The sequence below is a fragment of the Stutzerimonas kunmingensis genome, from assembly GCF_900114065.1.
GTDB lineage: Bacteria > Pseudomonadota > Gammaproteobacteria > Pseudomonadales > Pseudomonadaceae > Stutzerimonas > Stutzerimonas kunmingensis.
Genome location: NZ_FORS01000004.1, coordinates 282,101 through 303,798 on the forward strand (window position 1 = coordinate 282,101; position 21,698 = coordinate 303,798).

Sequence of the window (21,698 nt, forward strand, 5' to 3'; positions counted from 1 at the left end):
ATCAATGGACAACACCATCGGTGTAAAAGGTCGAGAGCCCTCGCCGAACGACGGCCCGGCGGCAAGTTCGAACGTTGGAAGGCACACGGAGAACCTGCCATGAACATGACTGAACACTACGTACAAAACGAGCCCAGCCGTACAGAGGTCGACGCCATGCAGGGGGCGCTGCTGCTGGAGTTCGGCACTGCCTGGTGCGGCCACTGCCGAGCAGCTCAGCCACTACTGGCAAAGGCCCTGGCTGAGCGCAGCGGCATTTGTCATCTGAAGATCGAGGACGGCCCGGGCCGCCCGCTGGGACGCTCGTTTCGGGTCAAGCTCTGGCCGACCCTGATCCTGCTGAAGAATGGCCAGGAGCTCGCGCGCGTCGTGCGCCCGCTGAACGAGCAGGCGATCGAGCAGGCGCTAGGCGAGACGGGAAAGGGATGAGAGAGACAGTTCGCGAGCCACCTGCCGCGCAGCGCTCTTCGAGGCGAGAAGGCATGCTCGCCTCCATAGCCCGGCGAGGCGTGGCATAATTCGCCGTCCAGTTTTGCAGGAGCCTTGGAGAGTCGTTTATGTCCGAATCAGATCAGCGGTTGTGCCTATACGGAATCAAAGCCTGCGACACGATGAAAAAGGCCCGTACCTGGCTCGACGAACACGGACTGGACTACGACTTCCACGACTACAAGAGCGTCGGCATAGACCGCACCCACCTGGAAGCCTGGTGCAATGAACACGGCTGGCAGACCGTTCTCAACCGTGCAGGCACCACCTTCCGCAAGCTGGACGACGCTGCAAAGGCCGATCTTGACCAGGCCCGGGCCATCGAGCTGATGTTGGCCCAACCGTCGATGATCAAACGCCCTGTACTCGACTTGGGCGGTAAGACCCTGATTGGCTTCAAGCCCGATCTTTACGCTGCCGAAGTGGCAGCGCCGAACTGATAGCCGCCCAACAGACGGCGCGGCCGACAAAAAGGAAATTCTATGTCCGCAACCCTATTCAGCCTCGCCTTTGGCGTTGGCACCCAGAACCGTCAAGGCGACTGGCTGGAAGTCTTCTACGCACAGCCGCTGCTGCAACCTGCCGGCGAGCTGGTAGCTGCCGTCGCCCCGCTGCTCGGCTATGCCGGCGGCAATCAGGCAATCAGCATCACCACTACCCAGGCTGCACAGCTGGCCGATGCCCTGAAGCCGCTCGACGCTACCCAGTACGCGCTGCTGACCCGCCTGGCCGAAAGCCAGCGCCCGCTGGTCGCCACTCTGCTCGCCGAAGACGCGCCGCTTACCTCGACCCCCGAGGCCTACCTCAAGCTGCACCTGCTTTCACACCGGCTGGCCAAGCCGCATGGTCTGAACCTGACCGGCATCTTCCCGCTGCTGCCCAACGTCGCCTGGACCAACCAGGGCGCGGTGGACCTGAGCGAACTGGCCGAGCGCCAGCTGGAAGCACGCCTGAAGGGCGATCTGCTGGAAGTCTTCTCGGTGGACAAGTTCCCGAAGATGACCGATTACGTGGTCCCTGCCGGCGTGCGTATCGCCGACAGCGCGCGCATTCGCCTCGGTGCCTATGTGGGTGAAGGCACAACCGTGATGCACGAGGGCTTCATCAACTTCAACGCCGGTACCGCCGGCCCGGGCATGATCGAAGGCCGCGTCTCCGCTGGCGTGTTCGTCGGCAAGGGTTCGGACCTCGGCGGCGGCTGCTCGACCATGGGCACCCTGTCCGGTGGCGGCAACATCGTCATCTCCGTCGGCGAAGGCTGCCTGATCGGCGCGAATGCCGGCATCGGCATCCCGCTGGGCGACCGCAACACCGTGGAGTCGGGCCTGTACATCACGGCTGGTACCAAGGTCAGCCTGCTCGACGACGGCGATCAACTGGTCAAAGTGGTCAAGGCGCGCGAGCTGGCCGGCCAGAGCGACCTGCTGTTCCGTCGCAACTCGCAGACCGGAGCGGTCGAGTGCAAGACCCACAAGTCGGCCATCGAGCTGAACGAGGCGCTGCACGCGCATAACTGAGCAGGAGCAGCGGCAAGCTGCGAGCCATGAGCGCCTGCCTTGCCGCATCCCCTGCAGCTGGAGGTTTGCCGCTTATGGCCCTGTTTTCTCCCTGGCGCGCCGACTTCCCTGCTCTGGCGATACTCGAAGCGCAAGGCCAGACCTATCTCGACAGCGCCGCCACGGCACAGAAGCCGCAGACGCTGATCGATGCTCTCAGCGGCTACTACACCTGCGGCGCCGCCAATGTGCACCGCGCCCAGCACCAGCCCGCCGAACGCGCGACTCGCGCTTACGAAGACTCTCGCATCAAGGTGGCGAGATGGCTGAACGCCGCTTCGCCCACTGAAATCGTCTTCACCCGCGGCGCGACGGAAGCGCTGAATCTGCTCGCCTACGGACTGGAACATCTGATCGGAGCCGGTGACGAGATCGTCATCAGCGCCCTCGAACATCACGCCAACCTGCTGCCCTGGCAACAGCTGGCCAAACGGCGCAACGCCAGACTGCAGGTGCTACCGATCGATACCGCCGGGCGCATCGACCTGGCCGCAGCTGCCGCGCTGGTCGGGCCGCGTACCCGACTGCTGGCGGTGAGTCAGCTGTCCAACGTGCTGGGCGGCTGGCAACCGCTGGACGACCTGCTGCACCTGGCCAAGACCCAAGGTGCGCTGACCATCGTCGACGGCGCGCAGGGCGTAGTGCACGGCCGTCACGACATGACCACGCTGGGTTGCGATTTCTACGTGCTCTCCAGCCATAAGCTCTACGGGCCGGATGGCGTCGGCGTACTGTACGGCCGCGGCGAATCGCTGCTGGAGCTGCGCCACTGGCAGTTCGGCGGCGAGATGGTGCGCATCGCCGATTATCAACACGCCGAGTTCCATGCCGCGCCCCTGGGCTTCGAGGCCGGCACGCCGCCGATCTCCGGCGTCATCGGTCTCGGCGCCACGCTGGACTATCTGGCTGGACTCGACGTTGCGGCGGTCGAGCGTCACGAGCGGGCATTGCACGACCAGCTGCTCGCCGGGCTTGCCGCACGCAACGGCGTTCGCCTGCTCGGCTCGCCGCAGGTTGCGCTGGCCAGCTTCGTTGTCGAAGGCGTGCATCATTCCGACCTGGGGCATCTGCTCACCGAACAGGGCATCGCGGTGCGCAGCGGCAATCACTGCGCCATGCCGCTGATGAAACACCTTGGTCTGGATGGCGCGACACGCATCTCGCTCGGGCTGTACAACGACAGTGCCGACCTCGAGCGCTTCTTTAGCGCCCTCGATCAGGCCCTGGAGTTACTGCGATGAGCGACTTGCCGCAAGCCGCTGGCGAAGCGCTGGAGGCATTCAGCCAGGCGCCCGGCTGGGAGCAGCGCGCACGTTTGCTGATGCAGTGGGGTGAGCGGCTGGCACCGTTGGATGAAGATGAACGCAGCGAAACGAATCAGGTATCGGGCTGCGAAAGCCGCGTGTGGCTGGTCGGCGAACGACAGGACGGCTGCTGGCATTTTCGCGCCGCCAGTGATGCCCGGCTCATCCGCGGCCTGTTGGCGGTACTGCTGGCAAGAGTCAACGGCCTGGAAGCTGCCGATCTGGCCGAAGTGGACATGGCCGACTGGTTCGCCCGTCTTGGCCTTTCGCGGCAATTGTCGCCTTCGCGCAGCAATGGCATGAATGCCGTGCTGCAGCGAATGTGTGAGCTGACCGGCTGAGCCGGCCAGGGCGAATCAGCGCTTGCGCAGGATCACGCTGCCGATCGAGTAGCCCGCACCGAACGAGCTGAGCACACCGAGGCTGCCGCTGGGCAGGTCGTCCTGGTGCTTGTGGAAGGCGATCACCGAGCCGGCCGAACTGGTATTGGCGTAGGTATCGAGGATCACCGGCGCCTCTTCCTCGGTGGCGTCGCGGCCCAGCAGGCGGCGCACGATCAGGTGGTTCATGTTCAGGTTGGCCTGGTGCAGCCAGAAACGCTTCACCGATTCCACAGCGATGTCGTTCTCCGCCAGGTGCTCACCGATCAGCTCCGCCACCATCGGACAGACTTCCTTGAACACCTTGCGACCTTCCTGGATGAACAGCTTGTCCGGATCGTTCATGTGCTCTTCGGCAGCACGGTTGAGAAAACCGAAGTTGTTGCGGATGTTGTTGGAAAACTCGGTCACCAGCTTGGTGCTGATGACGTCCCACTGCTGCGCCGAGGTCGCCAGATCTTCGCGCTCGATGATTACCGCGGTGCAGGCGTCGCCGAAGATGAAATGGCTGTCGCGGTCGCGGAAGTTCATATGCCCGGTACAGATCTCGGGGTTGACCATCAGGATCGCGCGCGCCTGGCCCAACTTGATACTGTTGACCGCGTTCTGGATGCCGAACGTGGCCGACGAGCACGCCACGTTCATGTCGAAGCCGAAACCCTTGATCCCCAGTGCCGCCTGCACTTCGATGGCGACTGCCGGATAGGCGCGCTGCAGGTTGGAGCAGGCGACGATCACGCCGTCGATGTCCGCAGCGGTCTTGCCGGCGCGGGCCAGCGCTTCTTCGGCTGCCTTGACCGACATCTCGCAGAGAATCGACCACTCGTCATTGCTGCGCTCGGGAATGCGCGGAACCATGCGCTCGGGATCGAGGATGCCGGCCTTGTCGGTAACGTAGCGGCTCTTGATGCCGGAAGCCTTTTCGATGAAGGCGGAGCTGGACTCGGGCAGCGGCTGGATCTCGCCGGCCTCGATGGCAGCGGCATTCTCGCTGTTGAAGCGATGAACGTAGGTGTTGAAGGACTCCACTAGTTCATCGTTGGAAATGCTGTTGGCAGGGGTATAAAGGCCGGTACCGCTGATGACGACGTTATACACGGTCGTTCCTCTCGAATGGCTTGATCGTTTCTGACGTTGGGACGGCAGCAACAGGACTCGGCCAGTCACGATCATTCCAGCGCCTCTTATGGCGGCTATTGTGCATGAAAATCTGAAAGAATCCGTAACATTGCGCTTATAACGGACAGGTAATTAAGCCTTTTGGCACATCTGAATGTGACCGCTCAGTCCGAAAATGAAGAGAGCGCCGAATGGCGCCCTCTTCTGTCCGCAATGATGTACTTAAGTCTCTATTTGATGCCCTGTCCAAGTACGACGCCATCCACCTCCTGTCCATAGAGATTCACTCCGTCGTTGGCGTGGTAGCGAAGCCGCGTCTTTTCTACCGAGCCTTCGACCAGACGCGGGTCCTGCGGCCGCTCATGGCTGTTCATGTATGCGGCCACGTGCCAGGCGTCCTCGTCGCTGAGCGAACCACCCTTGCCCAGCGGCATGCTCTCCTTGATGAAGGCCGCGGCGGTGTTGATCCGGTGCATGCCTGCACCCCAGTTGAACGAGTCCTTGCCCCATAACGGTGGGAACACATACGCGCCACCCGCCTGCTGGCCCTGGCCGTTGTCGCCGTGACAGACCGCGCACTGCTCGGCATAGATCTGCTTGCCCTTGGCGATATCGAAACCACCTTTGGGCTGTGGGACTTCGGGATAGGCCCGCCCCGGCAGCTCCTGGCCTGTCGGAGCACCAGTGGAAAGCCAGTAGGAATAGGCCGTCAACGCATTGATCACATGGCTATCAGCTGCAGGCGGCTTGCCGTTCATGCTGAACTGGAAGCAGCCCTGTACGCGCTCGGCGTAGCTGTTGACCTTGTTGTTCTTCTTCCGGTAAGCCGGATACATCGGATACGCACCCCACAGCGGCGCGGAGTTGGCCTTGCGCCCCTGATCGATGTGGCAGTTGGTGCAGTTCATGCCGTTGCCGACATACTCGGCGGCGTACTTCTGCGTGTCGACGAAGATCGCCCGGCCCTGCTGCACCAGTTCGCCATAGGCGTTGGCCGGCAGGTCCTTTTCCTGCGGTGGCTGGAAGAAGTTCTCACCTGCGCCCTTGGCGGCTTTCTGTGTCAGCTGGGACTGATCGTCCATCTTGATCTCGGCCGCCAGCGGCGCACCGCTGACCGCCATGGCCAGCAGCGTCAACCAGTAGGTTCTCATTGGCTGACCTCCTTCTGCTCAAGCTTGGCGAAGTACTCGGCGACGGCCTGCACTTCGTCGTCGGTCATCGCGCGGGCGATATGACCCATCAGATCGTTCGGATCGTTCTTGCGCGTACCCTGACGCCAGGCATTGAGCTGCGCGCTGAGGTATTGCGTCGACTGCCCAGCCAGCGGCGGGAAGCTCTCACCGACCCCAATGCCAGCGGGACCATGGCAGGCTACGCACTCGGGAATGTTGCGTTCCCAGGCACCACGAAGGGCAAGGCGCGGCCCCACACCTTCCGCCTTTTCCGCCCGACCGATGCTGGCGAAAACCGGCGCAGGCCTGGCTTCGAGCATGGCCGCCACGGCATCCATCTCTTCGTCGCTCAAGGCCGCAGCAATCGGCTGCATGACCGGATTGCTTCTGGCACCGGAGCGGAAGTCCTCGAGCTGCTTGCGCGTATATCCGGCGGATATCCCGGCGAGGCGTGGAAAGCCGGCCGCCGCCATCCCCATCGCATCGGCACCGTGGCACGTGCCACACGCCATCGCCGCAGGGTTGGCGCCGCCCTGCGCGTAGATCTTTTGCCCATCGGCAGCCTGTGCCTGCATCGTCAGTAACAACGCAGCCACACCGGCCAGGGGCCAGTGAGTGAGTTTCATGAAAGGGCCTCATCAGCGGTTGTAGTTATGCTTGCCGCCACCGGCGTGGTCTTCGCCGACGCTCGGGTCTATCGATGGTGTGCGGCAGCTTGTCGCAGAAGCGACGCTACCACATCGCCACGGCGGCCCTCCAGAAACAGAATAAGCTTAGAACTGCTTTGCATATACCAGACACAGAGGCCCGCTGCGCAACCAGCGGTGCACACGAGACAACGACCTTGGTTATCCTTGCGTGCTCACTCGCGCAGGAACACCCATGAAAGACCAACTTGCCGCACTGATCAGCCTTATCAGCTCCGGCTGCATGACCGACGACGAAATTGGCCGCGTCGCGGCAGAAGCCGCGGAGGCGTACGCCGATCCGCAGGCATTTCTACAGGCCAACCCGGACATCAATTACGACGACAGCTTTCCCATTCCTCTCGGCGAATGGGTGGTGGTCGGCAGCCTGCCGGAGACGGTCTTGTTTCAGGCGGACGACTATCAGGAGCTGTTTACGCAGATTGTCGCGTCCTTCGGCGACAGCGTGACCTTCGTCCTCAAGCCCAAGCAGCTCGCCAAGACCGAGCCGCTGACAGCGCTGAACCGCATTCAGGTGCAGCTGAGCAGCCTGTATCCGGAGAAAGGTGGCTACGTGCTGGTGGACTTCAGCGAGCCGCTGGACGATGAGCTGCAGGCGGTGCTGGTCTACACCTGCGATGTGCCACGACTGATGGAGCTGGCGGTGGAAGTAGGCATCTATGCCGCGCCGGCCCTGGAGGTGTTGCGCGAGCAAACCGAGCAACCGTGACGGTAGGCACTTCGCCGGCGATCAGCCGCGCGAGGCGTTGCGGCGGCGCAAGGGTTCCAACAGGGCTGAAAGCCCGTTGTGGTCGATCTCGTGCATCAGCTCCAGCAGCTGGCCGAGGCTGCCAGGCGGGAAGCCGACGCGGGCGAACCAGTTGAGGTAATTACCCGGCAGGTCGGCTATCAACCGGCCCTTGTACTTACCGTAGGGCATCGTCTGGGTCACCAGGCGTTCGAGATCTTCAGGCTTCATCGCTTCGGGCATCGGAGTGTCGGGCCGTCGAATACTGCCACAATCGCACCCGCTTCTGGCACGCGAGCCTGATTCGATGGCCGATATTCCTTCGGGCTGGGCATCGCTTGGGACTGGGCGCACATACAGAGCGCCTATCCGCAGGATAGAAAGCCTTGGTTGGCGCATCGCCAGCCCGATCACGACAATGGCTTTCGACACGGCAGGCGAACTGCTGACAGCCATGGAGAACCGCGATGCAAACGCCCAGACAACTGCCAGAACTGGATGACGCCACCCTCGCCTTCGCCGAGCAGGTGTTCGACAGCGCTCGCAACGGCGACAGCTCGCGCCTTGGTGAACTGCTCAGGCAGGGTATGCCAGCCGATCTTCGCAATCACGCCGGTGACAGCCTACTGATGCTCGCCAGCTACCACGGCCACCTCGAAGCCAGTCGTGTGCTGCTCGAGCATGGCGCCGATCCGCAGCTGCGCAATATTCGCGGTCATACGCCGCTGGCGGGCGCAGCCTTCAAGGGCGACCTGAACATGATCGAGTTGCTGCTGGCGCACGGCGCCGATGTCGAGAGCCCCTGCGAGGACGGCAAAACCGCTCTTATGATGGCAGCCATGTTCAACCGTACCGAAATCATCGAACACCTGATCGCCCGGGGCGCCAACCCGCAAGCCGTCGACGCCAATGGCGCCACAGCACTGGTCGCCGCAGCCATGATGGGTGCTCAGGACGCCCAGGCGTTGTTGCAACGCCTGCTCTCCGGCTGACGCACCGATGTTTCGGCGCAGCGCAAATTTTAACCTCGCTTGACCGGACCCTCGCAGCTATCAGCTATCAGCTATCAGCCGCGCCCGATCGACGCAAAAACAGCCTTACTGTGCTCAGCCAGCACGGCGGGGGCCAGCTCGACTTCCAGCCCGCGACGACCAGCGCTCACGTAGATGCTCGCCTGCGCCTGCGCAGAACTGTCGATAAAGGTACGCAGACGCTTCTTCTGCCCCAGCGGACTGATACCACCGACCAGATAACCGGTGGCACGTTGGGCTGCCATCGGATCGGCCATCTCCACCTTCTTCACGCCGGCCGCCTGGGCCAGCGCCTTGAGATCGAGGGTGCCGGCGACGGGCACCACGGCGACCAGTAGCTCGCTCTTCTCGCTACAGGCGAGCAGCGTCTTGAATACCCGCGCCGGATCAAGCCCGAGCTTTTCCGCCGCCTCCAGTCCATAGGACGCAGACTTGGGATCGTGTTCGTAACTGTGTACGGCGTGCTCGGCTCGGGCTTTTTTCAACAGGTCGATGGCAGGTGTCATGGCTTTGTAGTGCTAATGATTGATGAATGGCGGTAACGTAAAGCGACAAAGAATCGGTAGTTATAAGCGCCCATGAATCATCCTCTTCTTGCACCGCTCGCGGAAGTCTACGACCTAGCCGTGGTTGGCGGCGGCATCAATGGCGCAGGTATCGCCGCCGATGCCGTCGGGCGCGGCCTGTCGGTGTTTCTCTGCGAGCAGGGCGACCTGGGCGAACACACCTCCTCCGCCAGCAGCAAGCTGGTGCACGGCGGGCTGCGCTATCTCGAACACTACGAGCTGCGCCTGGTTCGCGAAGCGCTGGCCGAGCGCGAAGTGCTGCTGGCCAAGGCGCCGCACATCATCACCCCGCTACGCTTCGTGCTGCCCTACCGTCCGCATCTGCGCCCGTCGTGGATGATCCGCACCGGCCTGTTTCTCTACGATCACCTCGGCAAGCGCGAAAAGCTCGGTGGTTCGCGCAGCCTGCGTTTCGGTGCCGACAGCCCGCTCAAGGAGGAAATCACCCACGGCTTCGAATATTCCGATTGCTGGGTCGACGATGCGCGGCTGGTGGTACTCAACGCCATGGCGGCACGCGAGCTGGGCGCGCATATTCACACCCGCACTCGCTGCGTCAGCGCGCGCAGCAGCAAGGGGCTCTGGCATCTGCATCTGGAGCGTCAGGACGGCAGCCGGTTTTCGATCCGCGCCCGCGCGCTGGTCAACGCCACCGGACCGTGGGTAGCCTCGTTCATCCAGGAGCAGCTACGGCAGACTTCGCCTCACGGCATGCGCCTGATCCAGGGCAGCCACATCGTCGTGCCGAAACTCTATGAGGGCGATCACGCCTACATCCTGCAGAACGAGGATCGGCGCATCGTGTTCATCACGCCGTATCTCGGCCAGTTCAGCCTGATCGGCACCACCGATCACGAGTACCACGGCGACCCGGCGCAGGTGCGGATCACCGATAAGGAGATCGACTACCTGCTGGCCATCGTCAACGCGCACTTCAAGCATCAGCTGCACCGCGCCGACATCCGACACAGCTATGCAGGGGTCAGGTCGCTTTGCGATGACGAGTCCGACCAGCCCTCGGCGATCACCCGCGATTACACGCTCACACTCAGCGATAGCGCCGTTGAGGGACCGTTGCTCTCGGTGTTCGGCGGCAAGCTGACCACCTATCGCAAGCTCGCCGAAGCAGCACTGGCGCAGCTGGCACCGCTGTTTCCCGAAATGAAACAGCCCTGGACGCACGACGCGGCGCTACCTGGCGGTGAGCACCTAGAGGAACCATCAGCACTGGCCCATGCGCTCTGCGCCAGCTACCCGTGGTTACCAGGGCCGATTGCGCGGCGCTGGGCGCGCACCTACGGCAGCCGCAGCTGGCTGCTGCTCAAGGGTACCGATGCGCTGCAGGACCTTGGCGAATGCTTCGGCGCCGGCCTGCATGCGCGCGAGGTGGACTACCTGATGGTCGAGGAATGGGCGCAGACGACAGAAGACATCCTCTGGCGCCGCACCAAGCTCGGCCTGTTCATGCAGCCCGCGGAGGTGGCGCTGCTACAGCGCTATCTGGACAGCCGAACAGCCGAGCGCCTGACCCACTTCGACCACGTCGCCCAAGGCTGACGCCCCGGTGCAGCGCCCGCATGGAGCGCTGCACCGGCGTCGGCCTCAGGCCACCTTGGCGTTGCGCGAGGCACGCAGCTGACGGGCCGCAGCCACCATGTTCACCAGCGCTGCCTCGGTCTCCGGCCAGGCGCGGGTCTTCAGCCCGCAATCCGGATTGACCCAGAGCCGCTCGGCCGGGATGCGCTCGGCGGCCTTCTCCAGCAGCTGCACCATTTCGGCAGTATCCGGAACGCGTGGCGAGTGGATGTCGTAGACCCCCGGGCCGATGTCATTGGGATAGTCGAAGGCGCGGAAGGCTTCGAGCAGCTCCATCTGCGAGCGCGAGGTCTCGATGGTGATGACATCGGCATCCATCGCCGCGATGGACTCGATGACGTCGTTGAACTCGCTGTAGCACATGTGCGTGTGGATCTGCGTCTCGTCGCGCACGCCGCTGGCACACAGACGGAACGCCTCGACCGCCCAGTCCAGATAGTGCTGCCACTGCGCGCGACGCAACGGCAACCCCTCGCGGAACGCCGCCTCATCGATCTGGATGATGCGGATGCCGGTGGCTTCCAGATCGCAGACCTCGTCACGGATCGCCAGCGCCAGCTGCCGTGCCTGCACCTCACGCGATACATCCTCACGAGCGAACGACCACATCAGCATGGTCACCGGGCCGGTGAGCATGCCCTTCATCACCCGGTCGGTCTGCTGCTGGGCGTAGCGAATCCAGTCGACGGTCATCGGCTGCGGGCGGCTGAGGTCGCCGTAGATCACCGCCGGTTTCACGCAACGCGAGCCGTAACTCTGTACCCAGCCGAACCGGGTAAAGGCATAGCCATCGAGCTGCTCGGCGAAATACTCGACCATGTCGTTGCGCTCCGCTTCGCCATGCACCAGCACGTCCAGGCCGATCTGCTCCTGCACCGCCACCGCATGGCGGATCTCGGCCTGCATCGCCTCGGTGTAATCACCGAGCGGCAACCGGCCCTGCTTGTAGGCTTGCCGCGCCAGACGGATAGCCGGCGTCTGCGGGAACGAGCCGATGGTCGTGGTCGGGAACGCCGGCAGGTCGAGCCGCGCGCGCTGGTGTTCGATGCGCGCAGCGAACACCGAGGTACGCTGGCTGTCTTGTGGCTGGATGGCATTCAGGCGTGCCTGGACCTGCGGCTTGTGGATGCGTGGCGAGTGCTGACGTGCCGCCTGCACCGCACGGCTGCGCGCCAGCTCGACCGCGACATCCTCATTCGTCGGCTCGTTGATGGCTCGGGCCAGGGTCGCCACTTCGGCGCATTTCTGTACGGCAAAGGCCAACCAGCCTTTCAGTTCATGATCGAGCCGGTCCTCGCGCTCAAGGTCCACCGGGCTGTGCAGCAGCGAGCAGGACGGCGCCAGCCAGAGGCGGTCACCCAGCCGCTCGGCGGCATGCCGCGCCACCTCTAGGGCCTTCTCCAGGTCGCAGCGCCAGACGTTGCGCCCATTGACCAACCCCAGTGACAGCACCTTGTAGGTCGGCAACCAGTCGAGAATCAGCGGGTATTGCTCCGGCGCACGCACCAGATCGATATGCAGACCGTTCACCGGCAGCGCGGCGGCCAGGCTGAGGTTGTCCTCCAACCCGCCAAAGTAGGTGGCGACCAGCTTCTTCAGCGGGGCGCGCTGCAGCAGGTTGTAGGCGCGCTCGAAGGCGTTCTTCCAGTCCTGCGGCAGGTCGAGGGCGAGGATCGGCTCGTCGATCTGCACCCACTCGACGCCCTGCGCCGCCAGACGGTCGAGCACCTCGCGGTAGACCGGCAGGAGGCGTTCGAGCAGCTCAAGCTTGTCGAAGCCCTCGGCATCTTCACCCTTGAGCTTGCCCAACCAGAGATAGGTTAGCGGGCCGACCAGCACCGGCTTGATCGTGTGACCCCGCGCTTGCGCCTCCTCGACCTCTTCGAACAGTTGCGACCAGGACAGCTGGAACTCCTGATCGGCGCTGAACTCCGGCACCAGATAGTGATAGTTGGTATCGAACCACTTGGTCATCTCCTGAGCCTGGCCGCCACCGCAGCAGCTGTTGGTCACGCCACGGGCCATGGCGAACAGCGTGTCCAGCGTCGGTTGGCCATCGGCCGGGCCGAAGCGCTGCGGCACCACGCCGAACATCAGCGAGTGCGTAAGAACCTGGTCGTACCAGGCGAAGTCGCCCACCGGCAGCAACTGGATACCGGCATCGGCCTGGGCTTGCCAGTGTTGTGCACGCAGCTGGCGACCAACCTGGCGCAGCCCCTGCTCGTCCAGCTCGCCCTTCCAATATGCCTCCAGGGCTTTCTTCAGCTCGCGGTCCGCACCGATGCGTGGAAATCCGAGGTTGTGCGCTACAGCCATTTCTCACTCCAAATGTCGTTCTGCATGAATGCGCTGATTGTCCGCGCCACGACTGCGTGAAACAAACTCACGTAATTACATTTGAAATATAGAAATATTCATGCAGGAGCATTTCGGGGCCTCGGGCCTCTAAAAGAAGACCTTCCCTACCAGGCGCATTCATGAATCCGGATCAGCCACCGCAGAATCTCGAAAGTTTGCTGCAGCGTCTCGAACAGGCCGGCGAAGCCGACCAGCCGGTGACCATCGAGTGCATGCTGCAAGCCACCGATGAGCGCAGCTTCGGTGCCCTGCTGCTGGTGCCTGGGCTGCTGGTGTTCTCGCCGCTGTCCGGAATACCTGGCCTGCCCAGCGTGTTCGCGGTGATGGTTTCGCTGATCGCGATTCAGCTACTGATCGGCAGGAAGCATTTCTGGCTGCCCAAGTGGTTGCTGCGGCGTAGCGCTTCGCGCAGCAAGTACAACAAAGCCATCGCCTTCCTGCATCGCATTGCCGGCTTCGTCGACCGGCTGCTCAAGCGCCGCCTGACCTTCCTTACCAATGGCCTGGCCAACCGCCTGAATGCCGTGCTGTGCCTGGCCATCGCGGCCACCATGCCGCCGCTGGAACTGATCCCGTTCGGCAATTCCACCGCCGGCGCCGCATTGAGCGTGCTGGGGCTGGGCATGATGGCCCGCGACGGCGCGATGATCGTTGCCGCGCTGCTGTTCTTCTTTGGTCTGGCCTACATGGTTTCGCGGCTCTGGTTCTGAATGGCCAGGCCGATTGCGTAGCGGCGACTCGACAGCATCCAGATGCTGGGACACACTTGCGACGGATGAGCGTTGCTCATCTTCTTACTCATTCAGGGAACATCAGGCATGCTGCTCAAGGCCTTGCTGATCCCGCTTCGCAAGGTAGTTCGGCATGCTGGAAATTCGTCACCTGAAGACGCTTCATGCACTTCGGGAAACCGACAGTCTCGTCGAAGCCGCCGAGCGCCTGCACCTGACGCAGTCGGCGCTTTCCCATCAGTTCAAGGAACTGGAAGAACGCCTCGGCCTGCAGCTGTTCGTGCGCAAGACCCGCCCGGTGCGCTTTACCAGCGCCGGCCTGCGTCTGCTGCAATTGGCGGATCTGATGCTGCCGCAACTGCGCAGTGCCGAACGTGACCTCGCCCGTCTGGCCGGCGGAACCGCCGGGCGGCTGCACATGGCCATCGAATGCCACAGCTGCTTTCAGTGGCTGATGCCGACCATCGACCAGTTCCGCGATGCCTGGCCCGAGGTCGAGCTGGATCTGGCCTCGGGCTTCTCCTTCGCCCCGCTACCGGCCTTGGCGCGTGGTGATCTCGATCTGGTGGTCACCTCCGATCCGCTGGAGCTGCCCGGCATCACCTACGTGCCGCTGTTCACCTACGAGGCCCTGCTGGCGGTGGCGAACCAGCATGCACTGGCCGCGCGGCCGTACATCCGCGCGGAAGACCTGGCCAGCGAGACGCTGATTACCTACCCCATCGAACGCGACCGCCTGGATATCTTCACCCGCTTCCTCGAACCGGCCGACATCGAACCGGCGCAGGTACGCACCTCGGAACTCACTGTGATGATGATGCAGCTGGTGGCGTCGGGGCGCGGTGTCTGCTCGCTGCCGAACTGGGCGCTGCACGAGTACAGCTCGCGCGGCTACGTCACCGCCAAACGGCTGGGCGACAAAGGTCTGTTCGCCACGCTTTATGCGGGCATCCGCGCCGACATGCTCGACTCACCCTTCATGCGCGACTTCCTGCTGACCGCCAAGGACACCTCCTTCGCCACGCTCGAAGGCGTCAGTGCCGCGCCGAAGGTGCGCTGACAGCGGGTCAGCGCCGCCGCGCCAGGCATACGCCAAGGCCGATCAACCCGGCTGCGACACCGCCGATCAGCAGCCAGCGCTTGTCATCATCCGGCGACGAGCGCCAGCCGCCATCGATGCGCCGCTGGCCCAGCGGCGGATGAAAGAGATTGCCTGACGAGGGCGCCACTCGCTGCGCGCGGCCAAGCGCGAAGCCGGTCAGCAGCCCATTGAGTCGATCGAAGCCCGGGGTGAGGAAATGCGCCAGGCGCAGCAATGTGGCGGTCGCGCCGACCGACGTGGTGTGGCGCGGATGCAGGGCCAGACTGACCATGGCATTGGCCACCTGACGCGGATCGAGCAGCGGTGGCGGCGGCTGCAACGAGCGCCCGGCGTAGTTGCCGCCGTCGCGAAAGCCGGGGGTATCGACGATGCCGGGATACACATCGCAGATGTGAATCCCCGGCCAGGCTCCTAGTTCGCCGCGCAGCGCCTGGGACAGGCCGCGCAGGCCGAACTTGCTGGCCGAATAGGCCGCCGCGAACGGTTGCGCTACCCAGCTGCCGACCGACAGCGTATTGATCAGCACACCGCTCTTTTGCTGCTTGAAGTACGGCAGCACCACATGGGCGCCACGCAGATAGCCGAGCAGATCGGTCTGCACCACCTGTTCATGGGCATCCAGTGGCGTCTCGTCGAACGCGCCGACCGCGCCGATGCCGGCATTGTTGATCCACACATCGATGCGCCCCTGGCCAAACTCCGCCGCAGCGCTGGCCAGTGCTTCGACCTCGTCGCTGTGGGTGACGTCAGTGGGCACCACCAGGACTTCGCCACCGAGCGCGCGGCATTCATCGGCGGTTTCCGTCAGCGCTTCGACGTCGCGCGCGGCAAGCACCAGCCGCGCGCCCTGGCGGGCGAAAGCCTGGGCAGCGGCGCGACCGATGCCGCTGGACGCACCGGTCAGCACCACCAGGGCGCCGTAGAGTTTTCCGTAGGCCATCGTCGTTCCTCCGCAGTCTGCTGTCGTAGTTAAGCTGACAGCGACGTCGCGCCGAACATTCCCCCCGATGGTCGGCGCGATGCCCCGCGCGCAGGAACGTACTCAAGCCTGGGCGACGCTTCCCGCCGCTTCGTCCGCCCAGGGGTCGTAGGTGCCGAAGCTCCACAGATGCCCTTCGATATCGCGGCAGGTGAAGCCGCGACCGCCGTAATCCTCGTCCTTGAGCTCGACGACGATCTGCGCCCCGACCGCCTTGGCCTGAGCGTAGAGCGCATCGGCGCTGTTGACGATCACGTAGATGCCCTGGGTGGATGCGCCGCCAATCTCATCGGGCTGGCGCAGCTGCTGGCCATACTCGGAATCGACTACCGGTCCGACCATCAGCATGCCGTTGCCGAAAGCCAGTTGTGCATGAGTGATGCCGACCTGTTCGTCGCGGTACTGGCGTTGGCATTCGAAGCCGAAAGCACGACAAAGCCAGTCGATGGCGCTGGCCAGGTCGCGATAGCGCAGGCAGGGGATCAGGCTGGCCGAGGTGTTCTTGCTCTGCTGAGACATACACAGCTCCCATCATGGGCTGCCGAAGGGCTGCCCTTCTTTCATGAGAGCCACACCGTGGCGATCAATTCCCTTTCAGAGGCGTTCGCTCAAGCCCAGGCGAATACCCAGGGCGATGAGCATCGAGCCCAGCGCCCGGTCCAGCCACTGGCTTATGGCCGGATTGTCGCGCAACGCCTGGGTGGCGCGGGCCGCCAGCAGCACCACAGCGCACTCGATGATGATCGCCACCACAACCACCAGCACGCCGAGAACCAGCAGCTGCAGCGGTACGGAGCCATGCTCGGGGCGGACGAACTGAGGCAGGAAAGCCATGAAGAAAATCGCCGCCTTGGGGTTCAGCAGATCGACCAGCACGCCCTGGCGATAGGCTTTCCAGGCGGACGCTTGCGGTGCTGCCTTGAGGGCCAGCACGGTTCCGCCGCCGGCCGAGCGCAGAGCCTGATAGCCGAGATACAGCAGATAGACGGCACCGACGTACTTGACCACCGTAAACGCCAGCGCCGAAGTGGCGAGGATCGCCGAGATGCCCAGCGCGGCGAACGCCACATGCACCAGCGCACCGCTGCATACGCCACAGGCGGAAATCATACCGATACGGCGGCCGCCACTCAGGGTGCGTGAAATCACGTAGAGCAGATCCGGCCCGGGCGACAGGTTCAGCGCCAGCGCGGCCGAGAAGAACACCAGCCAAAACACGGGATCAATCATCGCTCCATCTCCATCTACACACGCCCGAACCAAAGCCGTCACTCAACAGATCGGACTCTAGGAGAGAAGCCCTCCCCGGAGCCAGAAGATTCTCTTCAATCGCCTTTTCGTCGAGATGCTGACACTAATTTTAATTTTTGACTTTTTTTTGTCGCAAAGCTGAACTACTTTCTATTGCCAGACGGGACCGCTCTCTGCGCGTCACGCAATCAAGGACTGCCCATCAACATTCAGCAAAGGACATGCGAATGAAAGACGATGTCGCGCCGGCTTTCCAGCCCGCCCAATTCCGCATAACACTTCTCTCCGCCAGCAAGCTGCTCGATAGCACGCTGCGCCAGCACCTGTACGACTGCCCCAGCTGCACACTGGTCCACATGGTCACGCCGCGGCCGGAGCATGTGGACTCCGCACTGGTGTTGCTGGATGTCGCCAGCTACGACCGCAACGATTGTGTGCACCTGCTCCGCCAGTTCGGCGACACGCCGGTCGCGCTGATCAACGCCCAGCCCGATCAGGCACGCAGACTGGTCGAAACGCATCCATGGATTCGCGGGGTCATCTACCGCGCAACGCCGCGCGCCATGTTCGTCCGGGGTATCCAGACCATGCTCGCCGGGGGCGACTGGCTACCTAGGGAGCTGATGGAAACGCTGCTCTGTCGCTACCGGCAGCTCAGCAACGCACATCAGGTCATCGACGAGCTGACCCTGCGCGAAAAGCAGATCCTCGCGCTCGCCGGCCAGGGCCTGTCCAACGCGGCCATCGGTGAAAGGCTGCACCTGAGCATCCACACCATCAAGAGCCATGTGCACAACGCCCTGCGCAAGCTCGGCGCCAGCAATCGCGCCCAGGGTGCCTCACTGGTGCTGGCGCACGTTGGTGAGGCGGTGTCGTGAAACGCACCGCCGCGTTGCTTCTGCTGCTGTTGAGCCTGACCGCTCAGGCCGACGAAGCCGAGCTGCAAGGATTCATCACCAACAACACGGTTTCCCGCTCCGGTCACGAGTTCTACCTGCGCTTCTGCGAACGCCTGAACGACATCAGCGCCCTGGACTTCAACCTTGCCATCAAGGAAAGGCCCTCGGCGCGCTGGGGCGTTCTGGTCTGGGTGGAGCACGAGAACCAGACCCTGTATCGCCGCTTCCTGCAGCCCAACGTGGCGGACATGAAGGAACCGGCCTACGAGGCCGCCGATTACGTGGTGCAGGAAATCAACCGGCGCAAGATCGAAGCGTTGTTCGAAGACAACATTGACATGGCCAAGGACGAACTATGAAACAGCACATTCACAAGGCGCTCGGCACGCTGCTCGCCAGCCTGCTGCTTAGCACTGGCGCCAGCGCCACCGAGCTGGTGTACACCCCCGTCAACCCATCCTTCGGCGGTAGCCCGCTCAACGGTGCCTGGCTGCTCGGCAACGCGCAGGCGCAGAACAGCAAGAAGGACCCGGATGCCATCGATCGCTCCTCGCTGCTGGAAAACCAGTCCGCCCTGGACCGTTTCACCAGCCAGCTGGAGTCGCGCCTGCTGGGCGATCTGCTCAGCGGCGTGACCGATGGCAAGACCGGCACCGTGACCACCGACGATTTCATCGTGCGCGTCTACAACGGCGACGCCGGCATGCTGATCGTGGAAATCACCGACCGACTCACCGGCGAAATGTCCGAAATCATAGTCGGTCAGAACTGACCCCCAAGGAGAAACAAAGGCCATGAGAAGCCTATTCGTAGCCATAGGGATGATGGCTGTACTGCAGGGTTGCGCCGTTCGCGAGCCCATGTCTGCCGACCAGCATCCGCCAACCCTGACCCCACGCACCTCGACCTACCAGGATCTGCTGGCGCTACCGCGCCCGAAAGGCCCGCTGGTGGCTGCGGTGTACGGCTTTCGCGACCAGACCGGCCAGTACAAGCCCACTCCGGCCAGTTCCTTCTCCACCGCGGTGACCCAGGGCGCGGCCAGCATGCTGGTCGATGCCATGCAGGCCAGTGGCTGGTTCGTGGTGCTCGAGCGTGAAGGCCTGCAGAACGTGCTGACCGAGCGCAAGATCATCCGCGCCTCGCAAGCCAAGCCGGATGTCGCACCCAATATCCAGTCCGAGCTGCCGTCGCTGCTGGCGGCCAACATCATCATGGAAGGTGCCATCGTCGCCTACGAAACCAACGTGCGCAGTGGCGGCCAGGGTGCGCGCTATCTGGGCATCGGACTGTCGCAGGAATACCGCGTCGATCAGGTCACGGTGAATCTGCGGGCCATCGACGTGCGCAGCGGCAGGGTGCTGTCGAACGTGATGACCACCAAGACGATCTTCTCCGTCGGCCGTAGCGCCAACGTCTACAAGTTCATCGAGTTCAAGGAACTGCTCGAAGCGGAGGCGGGTTACACCACCAACGAGCCGGCGCAGCTCTGCGTACTCTCGGCGATCGAGGCTGCCGTGGCGCACCTGATTGCCCAGGGCGTCGACCGGCGCCTCTGGCAGACCGCCGAAGGCAGCGGTGGCGAGCATCCGGCGCTGAGCAAGTACCTGAGCAAGCTGGACTGAGATCCAAGTCGTCGGCGCAACGCCGACGACGTTTCAGCTTTCCTAGCAATCCCCTTCCCGGCTGACGGCACGCTCAATAGCGATGCCGTCTGCACAGCCGTGCGCCATCGGCTATCGGCAAGTGCCCCCGAACGCAGCAGCCCGTATCGCCAATCGCCACCCGTTACGCACCGGATCGCAACATTTTCAATCATTGGATGGATGTTCGCCGCCCCCATTAAGGGCAAGTATGTCGACATCAGAGCCCATCAGGACAGGACGCCATGACTCGCTCGCAACGGATTGCGCATGACCTGCTGCTACCCGCAGTTCTGCTACTGGCTACCGCCAGCCACGCCGACATTCCCGCCTCGCTCGATCTCGCCCCCAACGAATTGGCCTTTGTCTCGGCCGATCCGGCCGCTCACGCCGCCGCGGGCGGCCAGCGCTCCACCGCGCTGATCCAGCAAAAAGGCGACAGCATGACCGGCCGCATCGCCCAGGCGGGCTCAGAACTGGAGGCCTACATCATCCAGAACGGCTACGCCAACAGCGCCAGCATCGAGCAGATCGGCCAAGGCAACGCAGCGCTGATCAGCCAGAACGGCTTCGACAATGACGCCCACATCGAACAGACCGGCTCGGACAACCGCGCCGCCATCGCACAACAGGGCTCGAGCAATCGCGCTCTCATCGAACAGACCGGCAGCGGGCATAGCAGCAATGTCAGCCAGAGCGGCCGAGGTCTGACGGTAGTGGTTCGCCAGTACCGCTAATCCCAAGGAAATACCGCTGTACTTAAAACATCCATGGAGTGACAAAAATGTTTAAGTTCAAACCTCTTGTAGCAGCCATTCTGACCGTCGCCACTGCCCAGGCTTTTGCCGCCGAGAACACCTCCGAGCAGAACCAGCACGGCATCAACAACAACGCAGAAGTGCTGCAAAGCGGCGGTTCGGGCAACTTCGCCACACAAAACCAGAGCGGCTTCAGCAACGACGCAAATGTCGAGCAGATCAGCTCGGAAGCCACTACCGCCACCCAGACCCAGACCGGCAACTTCAACAATGCCGAATCCCGCCAGAGCGGCACGTTGATGACCGGCTCGACCCAGACCCAGAACGGCTGGGGCAACGATGCACTGGTAGAGCAGACCGGCACCTACAAGACTGGCGCCACGCAGAACCAGAAAGGCGTCAACAACGTTGCAGAGACGTTCCAGTCCGGCGCGACCATGACCAACGCCACCACCAACCAGGACGGCAAGGACAACTACGGCCTGATCTCCCAGACCGCCACCTATGGCAGCCAGGCAGTGGTCAACCAGAACGGCGACCTGAACAGCGCCAGCATCACTCAGTTCCTCAGCAACCACGACCGCGCAACCGTCACCCAGCAGGGCATCGACAACGATGCGCAAGTGGTGCAGGTCGCCAGCAGCGGCTCCATCGCCGAAGTCGAGCAGAGCGGCTGGCGCAACGACGCGATGGTTTCGCAAACCGGCCTGCAGCACGAGGCGTATGTCGATTCCGTCGGCAGCCACAACATTGTCAATGTGGACCAGAGCGGTAATGCGCAGAACGCTTTCGTCGTGCAGTACGGCGAACGTAATGACTCGAGCATCACGCAAACCAACGGCTGGTTCGGCGGTAACAACACCGCTACAACTGACCAAGCTGGTACAGATAACCGAGCTGACGTATACCAGGACGGACGCAATCAGACTGCCAAGACCATCCAGGAAGGCGCTTTCAACGTCGCCTCCGTGGAGCAGGAGGGCCGAGGCAATGATCTGCACTTCCACCAGGACGGTGTCGCTAATGAGCTCAACGCCGTACAACACGGCGTCGACAACGAGATCGTCGGCGTCAGCTACGGTGCGAACAACACAGCCGATATCGAACAGGACGGCCGCGACAACCTGGCCACCGTTCGCCAGGAAGGCTACTTCAACGACGTGATGCTGAGCCAGAGCGGCGCCGATCACCTGATCAAGGTGACTCAGAACGGCTTCGGCAACGACGCCGTCGCCAGCCAGGCCGGCTACGGCAATGCGGCCTACATCAACCAGAGCGGCTGGAACAACACCGCCCTGGTCACCCAGCAGTAAGTTCGTTCGCTACACCC

Annotated in this window: 25 protein-coding genes; 16 read left to right on the forward strand and 9 right to left on the reverse strand. The window is 63.2% G+C overall.

Annotated features, from left to right (window positions below; all coding sequences use genetic code 11):
• Window positions 1-99 precede the first annotated feature (99 nt).
• From BM275_RS12420 to BM275_RS12440, 5 genes are all read left to right on the forward strand, one after another.
• On the forward strand, window positions 100-429 hold the full coding sequence (locus BM275_RS12420; protein ID WP_014821067.1) for a thioredoxin family protein: 330 nt from the start codon (window positions 100-102) through the stop codon (window positions 427-429).
• 128 nt (window positions 430-557) lie between these two features.
• Window positions 558-929 carry an ArsC family reductase gene (locus tag BM275_RS12425; protein WP_042926457.1) on the forward strand — a complete coding sequence of 124 codons (372 nt, stop codon included), beginning with the start codon at window positions 558-560 and terminating at the stop codon, window positions 927-929.
• A gap of 42 nt (window positions 930-971) precedes the next feature.
• Complete coding sequence (gene dapD, locus BM275_RS12430) at window positions 972-2,006, forward strand: 2,3,4,5-tetrahydropyridine-2,6-dicarboxylate N-succinyltransferase (protein ID WP_014821069.1); 1,035 nt, start codon at window positions 972-974, stop codon at window positions 2,004-2,006.
• Window positions 2,007-2,080: 74 nt separating this feature from the next.
• The gene (locus BM275_RS12435; RefSeq protein ID WP_090521394.1) at window positions 2,081-3,286 is read left to right on the forward strand and encodes an aminotransferase class V-fold PLP-dependent enzyme; all 1,206 of its coding nucleotides are present in this window, start codon (window positions 2,081-2,083) and stop codon (window positions 3,284-3,286) included.
• Entirely contained in the window at window positions 3,283-3,690 is a 408-nt protein-coding gene (locus tag BM275_RS12440) for a SufE family protein (RefSeq protein ID WP_041014636.1), read from the forward strand. Before BM275_RS12435 ends, BM275_RS12440 begins: the two co-directional genes overlap by 4 nt.
• A 15-nt stretch (window positions 3,691-3,705) precedes the next feature.
• Here BM275_RS12440 and BM275_RS12445 read toward each other — a convergent pair whose 3' ends face one another.
• The 3 genes from BM275_RS12445 to BM275_RS12455 form a co-directional block, all read right to left on the reverse strand.
• A complete protein-coding gene (locus BM275_RS12445; protein ID WP_014821072.1) occupies window positions 3,706-4,827 on the reverse strand; it encodes a beta-ketoacyl-ACP synthase III in 1,122 nt (373 codons plus the stop codon).
• A 251-nt stretch (window positions 4,828-5,078) separates the two neighbouring features.
• Window positions 5,079-5,999, reverse strand: a complete 921-nt coding sequence (locus tag BM275_RS12450) for a c-type cytochrome (RefSeq protein ID WP_090521396.1) — start codon at window positions 5,997-5,999, stop codon at window positions 5,079-5,081.
• Window positions 5,996-6,646, reverse strand: coding sequence for a c-type cytochrome (locus BM275_RS12455; protein WP_090521398.1), 651 nt, complete (start codon window positions 6,644-6,646; stop codon window positions 5,996-5,998). The genes BM275_RS12450 and BM275_RS12455 overlap by 4 nt, the downstream gene beginning before the upstream one ends.
• Before the next feature lie 256 nt (window positions 6,647-6,902).
• Here BM275_RS12455 and BM275_RS12460 point away from each other — a divergent pair, with 256 nt between their 5' ends.
• Window positions 6,903-7,436 carry a hypothetical protein gene (locus BM275_RS12460; RefSeq protein ID WP_014821075.1) on the forward strand — a complete coding sequence of 178 codons (534 nt, stop codon included), beginning with the start codon at window positions 6,903-6,905 and terminating at the stop codon, window positions 7,434-7,436.
• A gap of 21 nt (window positions 7,437-7,457) precedes the next feature.
• On the opposite strand, the gene BM275_RS12465 is transcribed toward BM275_RS12460, so the two are convergent.
• Window positions 7,458-7,685: a DUF3820 family protein gene (locus tag BM275_RS12465; protein ID WP_003280237.1), complete on the reverse strand. Its 228-nt coding sequence runs from the start codon at window positions 7,683-7,685 to the stop codon at window positions 7,458-7,460.
• A 236-nt stretch (window positions 7,686-7,921) separates the two neighbouring features.
• Between BM275_RS12465 and BM275_RS12470 the strand changes: the two genes are divergently transcribed.
• Entirely contained in the window at window positions 7,922-8,446 is a 525-nt protein-coding gene (locus tag BM275_RS12470) for an ankyrin repeat domain-containing protein (RefSeq protein ID WP_014821077.1), read from the forward strand.
• Between the two features lie 74 nt (window positions 8,447-8,520).
• Here the strand turns inward: BM275_RS12470 and ybaK are convergent, their stop codons facing one another.
• Window positions 8,521-8,991 (reverse strand): Cys-tRNA(Pro) deacylase, encoded by a 471-nt coding sequence (gene ybaK, locus BM275_RS12475; protein ID WP_090521402.1) that lies wholly within the window; start codon window positions 8,989-8,991, stop codon window positions 8,521-8,523.
• A gap of 72 nt (window positions 8,992-9,063) precedes the next feature.
• Between ybaK and glpD the strand changes: the two genes are divergently transcribed.
• On the forward strand, window positions 9,064-10,608 hold the full coding sequence (gene glpD / locus BM275_RS12480) for a glycerol-3-phosphate dehydrogenase (RefSeq protein WP_090521405.1): 1,545 nt from the start codon (window positions 9,064-9,066) through the stop codon (window positions 10,606-10,608).
• A gap of 45 nt (window positions 10,609-10,653) precedes the next feature.
• On the opposite strand, the gene metE is transcribed toward glpD, so the two are convergent.
• Window positions 10,654-12,963: a 5-methyltetrahydropteroyltriglutamate--homocysteine S-methyltransferase gene (gene metE, locus BM275_RS12485; protein ID WP_090521407.1), complete on the reverse strand. Its 2,310-nt coding sequence runs from the start codon at window positions 12,961-12,963 to the stop codon at window positions 10,654-10,656.
• Window positions 12,964-13,124: 161 nt separating this feature from the next.
• Here metE and BM275_RS12490 point away from each other — a divergent pair, with 161 nt between their 5' ends.
• Window positions 13,125-13,715, forward strand: coding sequence for an exopolysaccharide biosynthesis protein (locus BM275_RS12490; protein ID WP_090521409.1), 591 nt, complete (start codon window positions 13,125-13,127; stop codon window positions 13,713-13,715).
• 154 nt (window positions 13,716-13,869) lie between these two features.
• Window positions 13,870-14,796: a transcriptional regulator MetR gene (metR, locus tag BM275_RS12495; RefSeq protein WP_090521411.1), complete on the forward strand. Its 927-nt coding sequence runs from the start codon at window positions 13,870-13,872 to the stop codon at window positions 14,794-14,796.
• Between the two features lie 7 nt (window positions 14,797-14,803).
• Here metR and BM275_RS12500 read toward each other — a convergent pair whose 3' ends face one another.
• From BM275_RS12500 to BM275_RS12510, 3 genes are all read right to left on the reverse strand, one after another.
• Window positions 14,804-15,778, reverse strand: coding sequence for an SDR family oxidoreductase (locus BM275_RS12500; protein WP_090521414.1), 975 nt, complete (start codon window positions 15,776-15,778; stop codon window positions 14,804-14,806).
• 102 nt (window positions 15,779-15,880) lie between these two features.
• Window positions 15,881-16,336 (reverse strand): VOC family protein, encoded by a 456-nt coding sequence (locus BM275_RS12505; protein ID WP_044315394.1) that lies wholly within the window; start codon window positions 16,334-16,336, stop codon window positions 15,881-15,883.
• Between the two features lie 75 nt (window positions 16,337-16,411).
• Window positions 16,412-17,047, reverse strand: coding sequence for a LysE family translocator (locus BM275_RS12510; protein WP_090521416.1), 636 nt, complete (start codon window positions 17,045-17,047; stop codon window positions 16,412-16,414).
• A gap of 248 nt (window positions 17,048-17,295) precedes the next feature.
• Here BM275_RS12510 and BM275_RS12515 point away from each other — a divergent pair, with 248 nt between their 5' ends.
• From BM275_RS12515 to BM275_RS12540, 6 genes are all read left to right on the forward strand, one after another.
• On the forward strand, window positions 17,296-17,946 hold the full coding sequence (locus tag BM275_RS12515) for a helix-turn-helix transcriptional regulator (RefSeq protein ID WP_090521418.1): 651 nt from the start codon (window positions 17,296-17,298) through the stop codon (window positions 17,944-17,946).
• The gene (gene csgE / locus BM275_RS12520) at window positions 17,943-18,326 is read left to right on the forward strand and encodes a curli production assembly/transport protein CsgE (RefSeq protein WP_041014648.1); all 384 of its coding nucleotides are present in this window, start codon (window positions 17,943-17,945) and stop codon (window positions 18,324-18,326) included. Before BM275_RS12515 ends, csgE begins: the two co-directional genes overlap by 4 nt.
• Window positions 18,323-18,739 (forward strand): curli assembly protein CsgF, encoded by a 417-nt coding sequence (locus BM275_RS12525; RefSeq protein WP_090521420.1) that lies wholly within the window; start codon window positions 18,323-18,325, stop codon window positions 18,737-18,739. The genes csgE and BM275_RS12525 overlap by 4 nt, the downstream gene beginning before the upstream one ends.
• Before the next feature lie 22 nt (window positions 18,740-18,761).
• Complete coding sequence (locus BM275_RS12530) at window positions 18,762-19,592, forward strand: CsgG/HfaB family protein (protein ID WP_036998768.1); 831 nt, start codon at window positions 18,762-18,764, stop codon at window positions 19,590-19,592.
• A gap of 263 nt (window positions 19,593-19,855) precedes the next feature.
• Window positions 19,856-20,347, forward strand: a complete 492-nt coding sequence (locus tag BM275_RS12535) for a curli production assembly protein CsgB (protein ID WP_090521422.1) — start codon at window positions 19,856-19,858, stop codon at window positions 20,345-20,347.
• Window positions 20,348-20,394: 47 nt separating this feature from the next.
• Window positions 20,395-21,681 (forward strand): hypothetical protein, encoded by a 1,287-nt coding sequence (locus BM275_RS12540; RefSeq protein WP_090521424.1) that lies wholly within the window; start codon window positions 20,395-20,397, stop codon window positions 21,679-21,681.
• The last annotated feature ends 17 nt before the right edge of the window (window positions 21,682-21,698 follow it).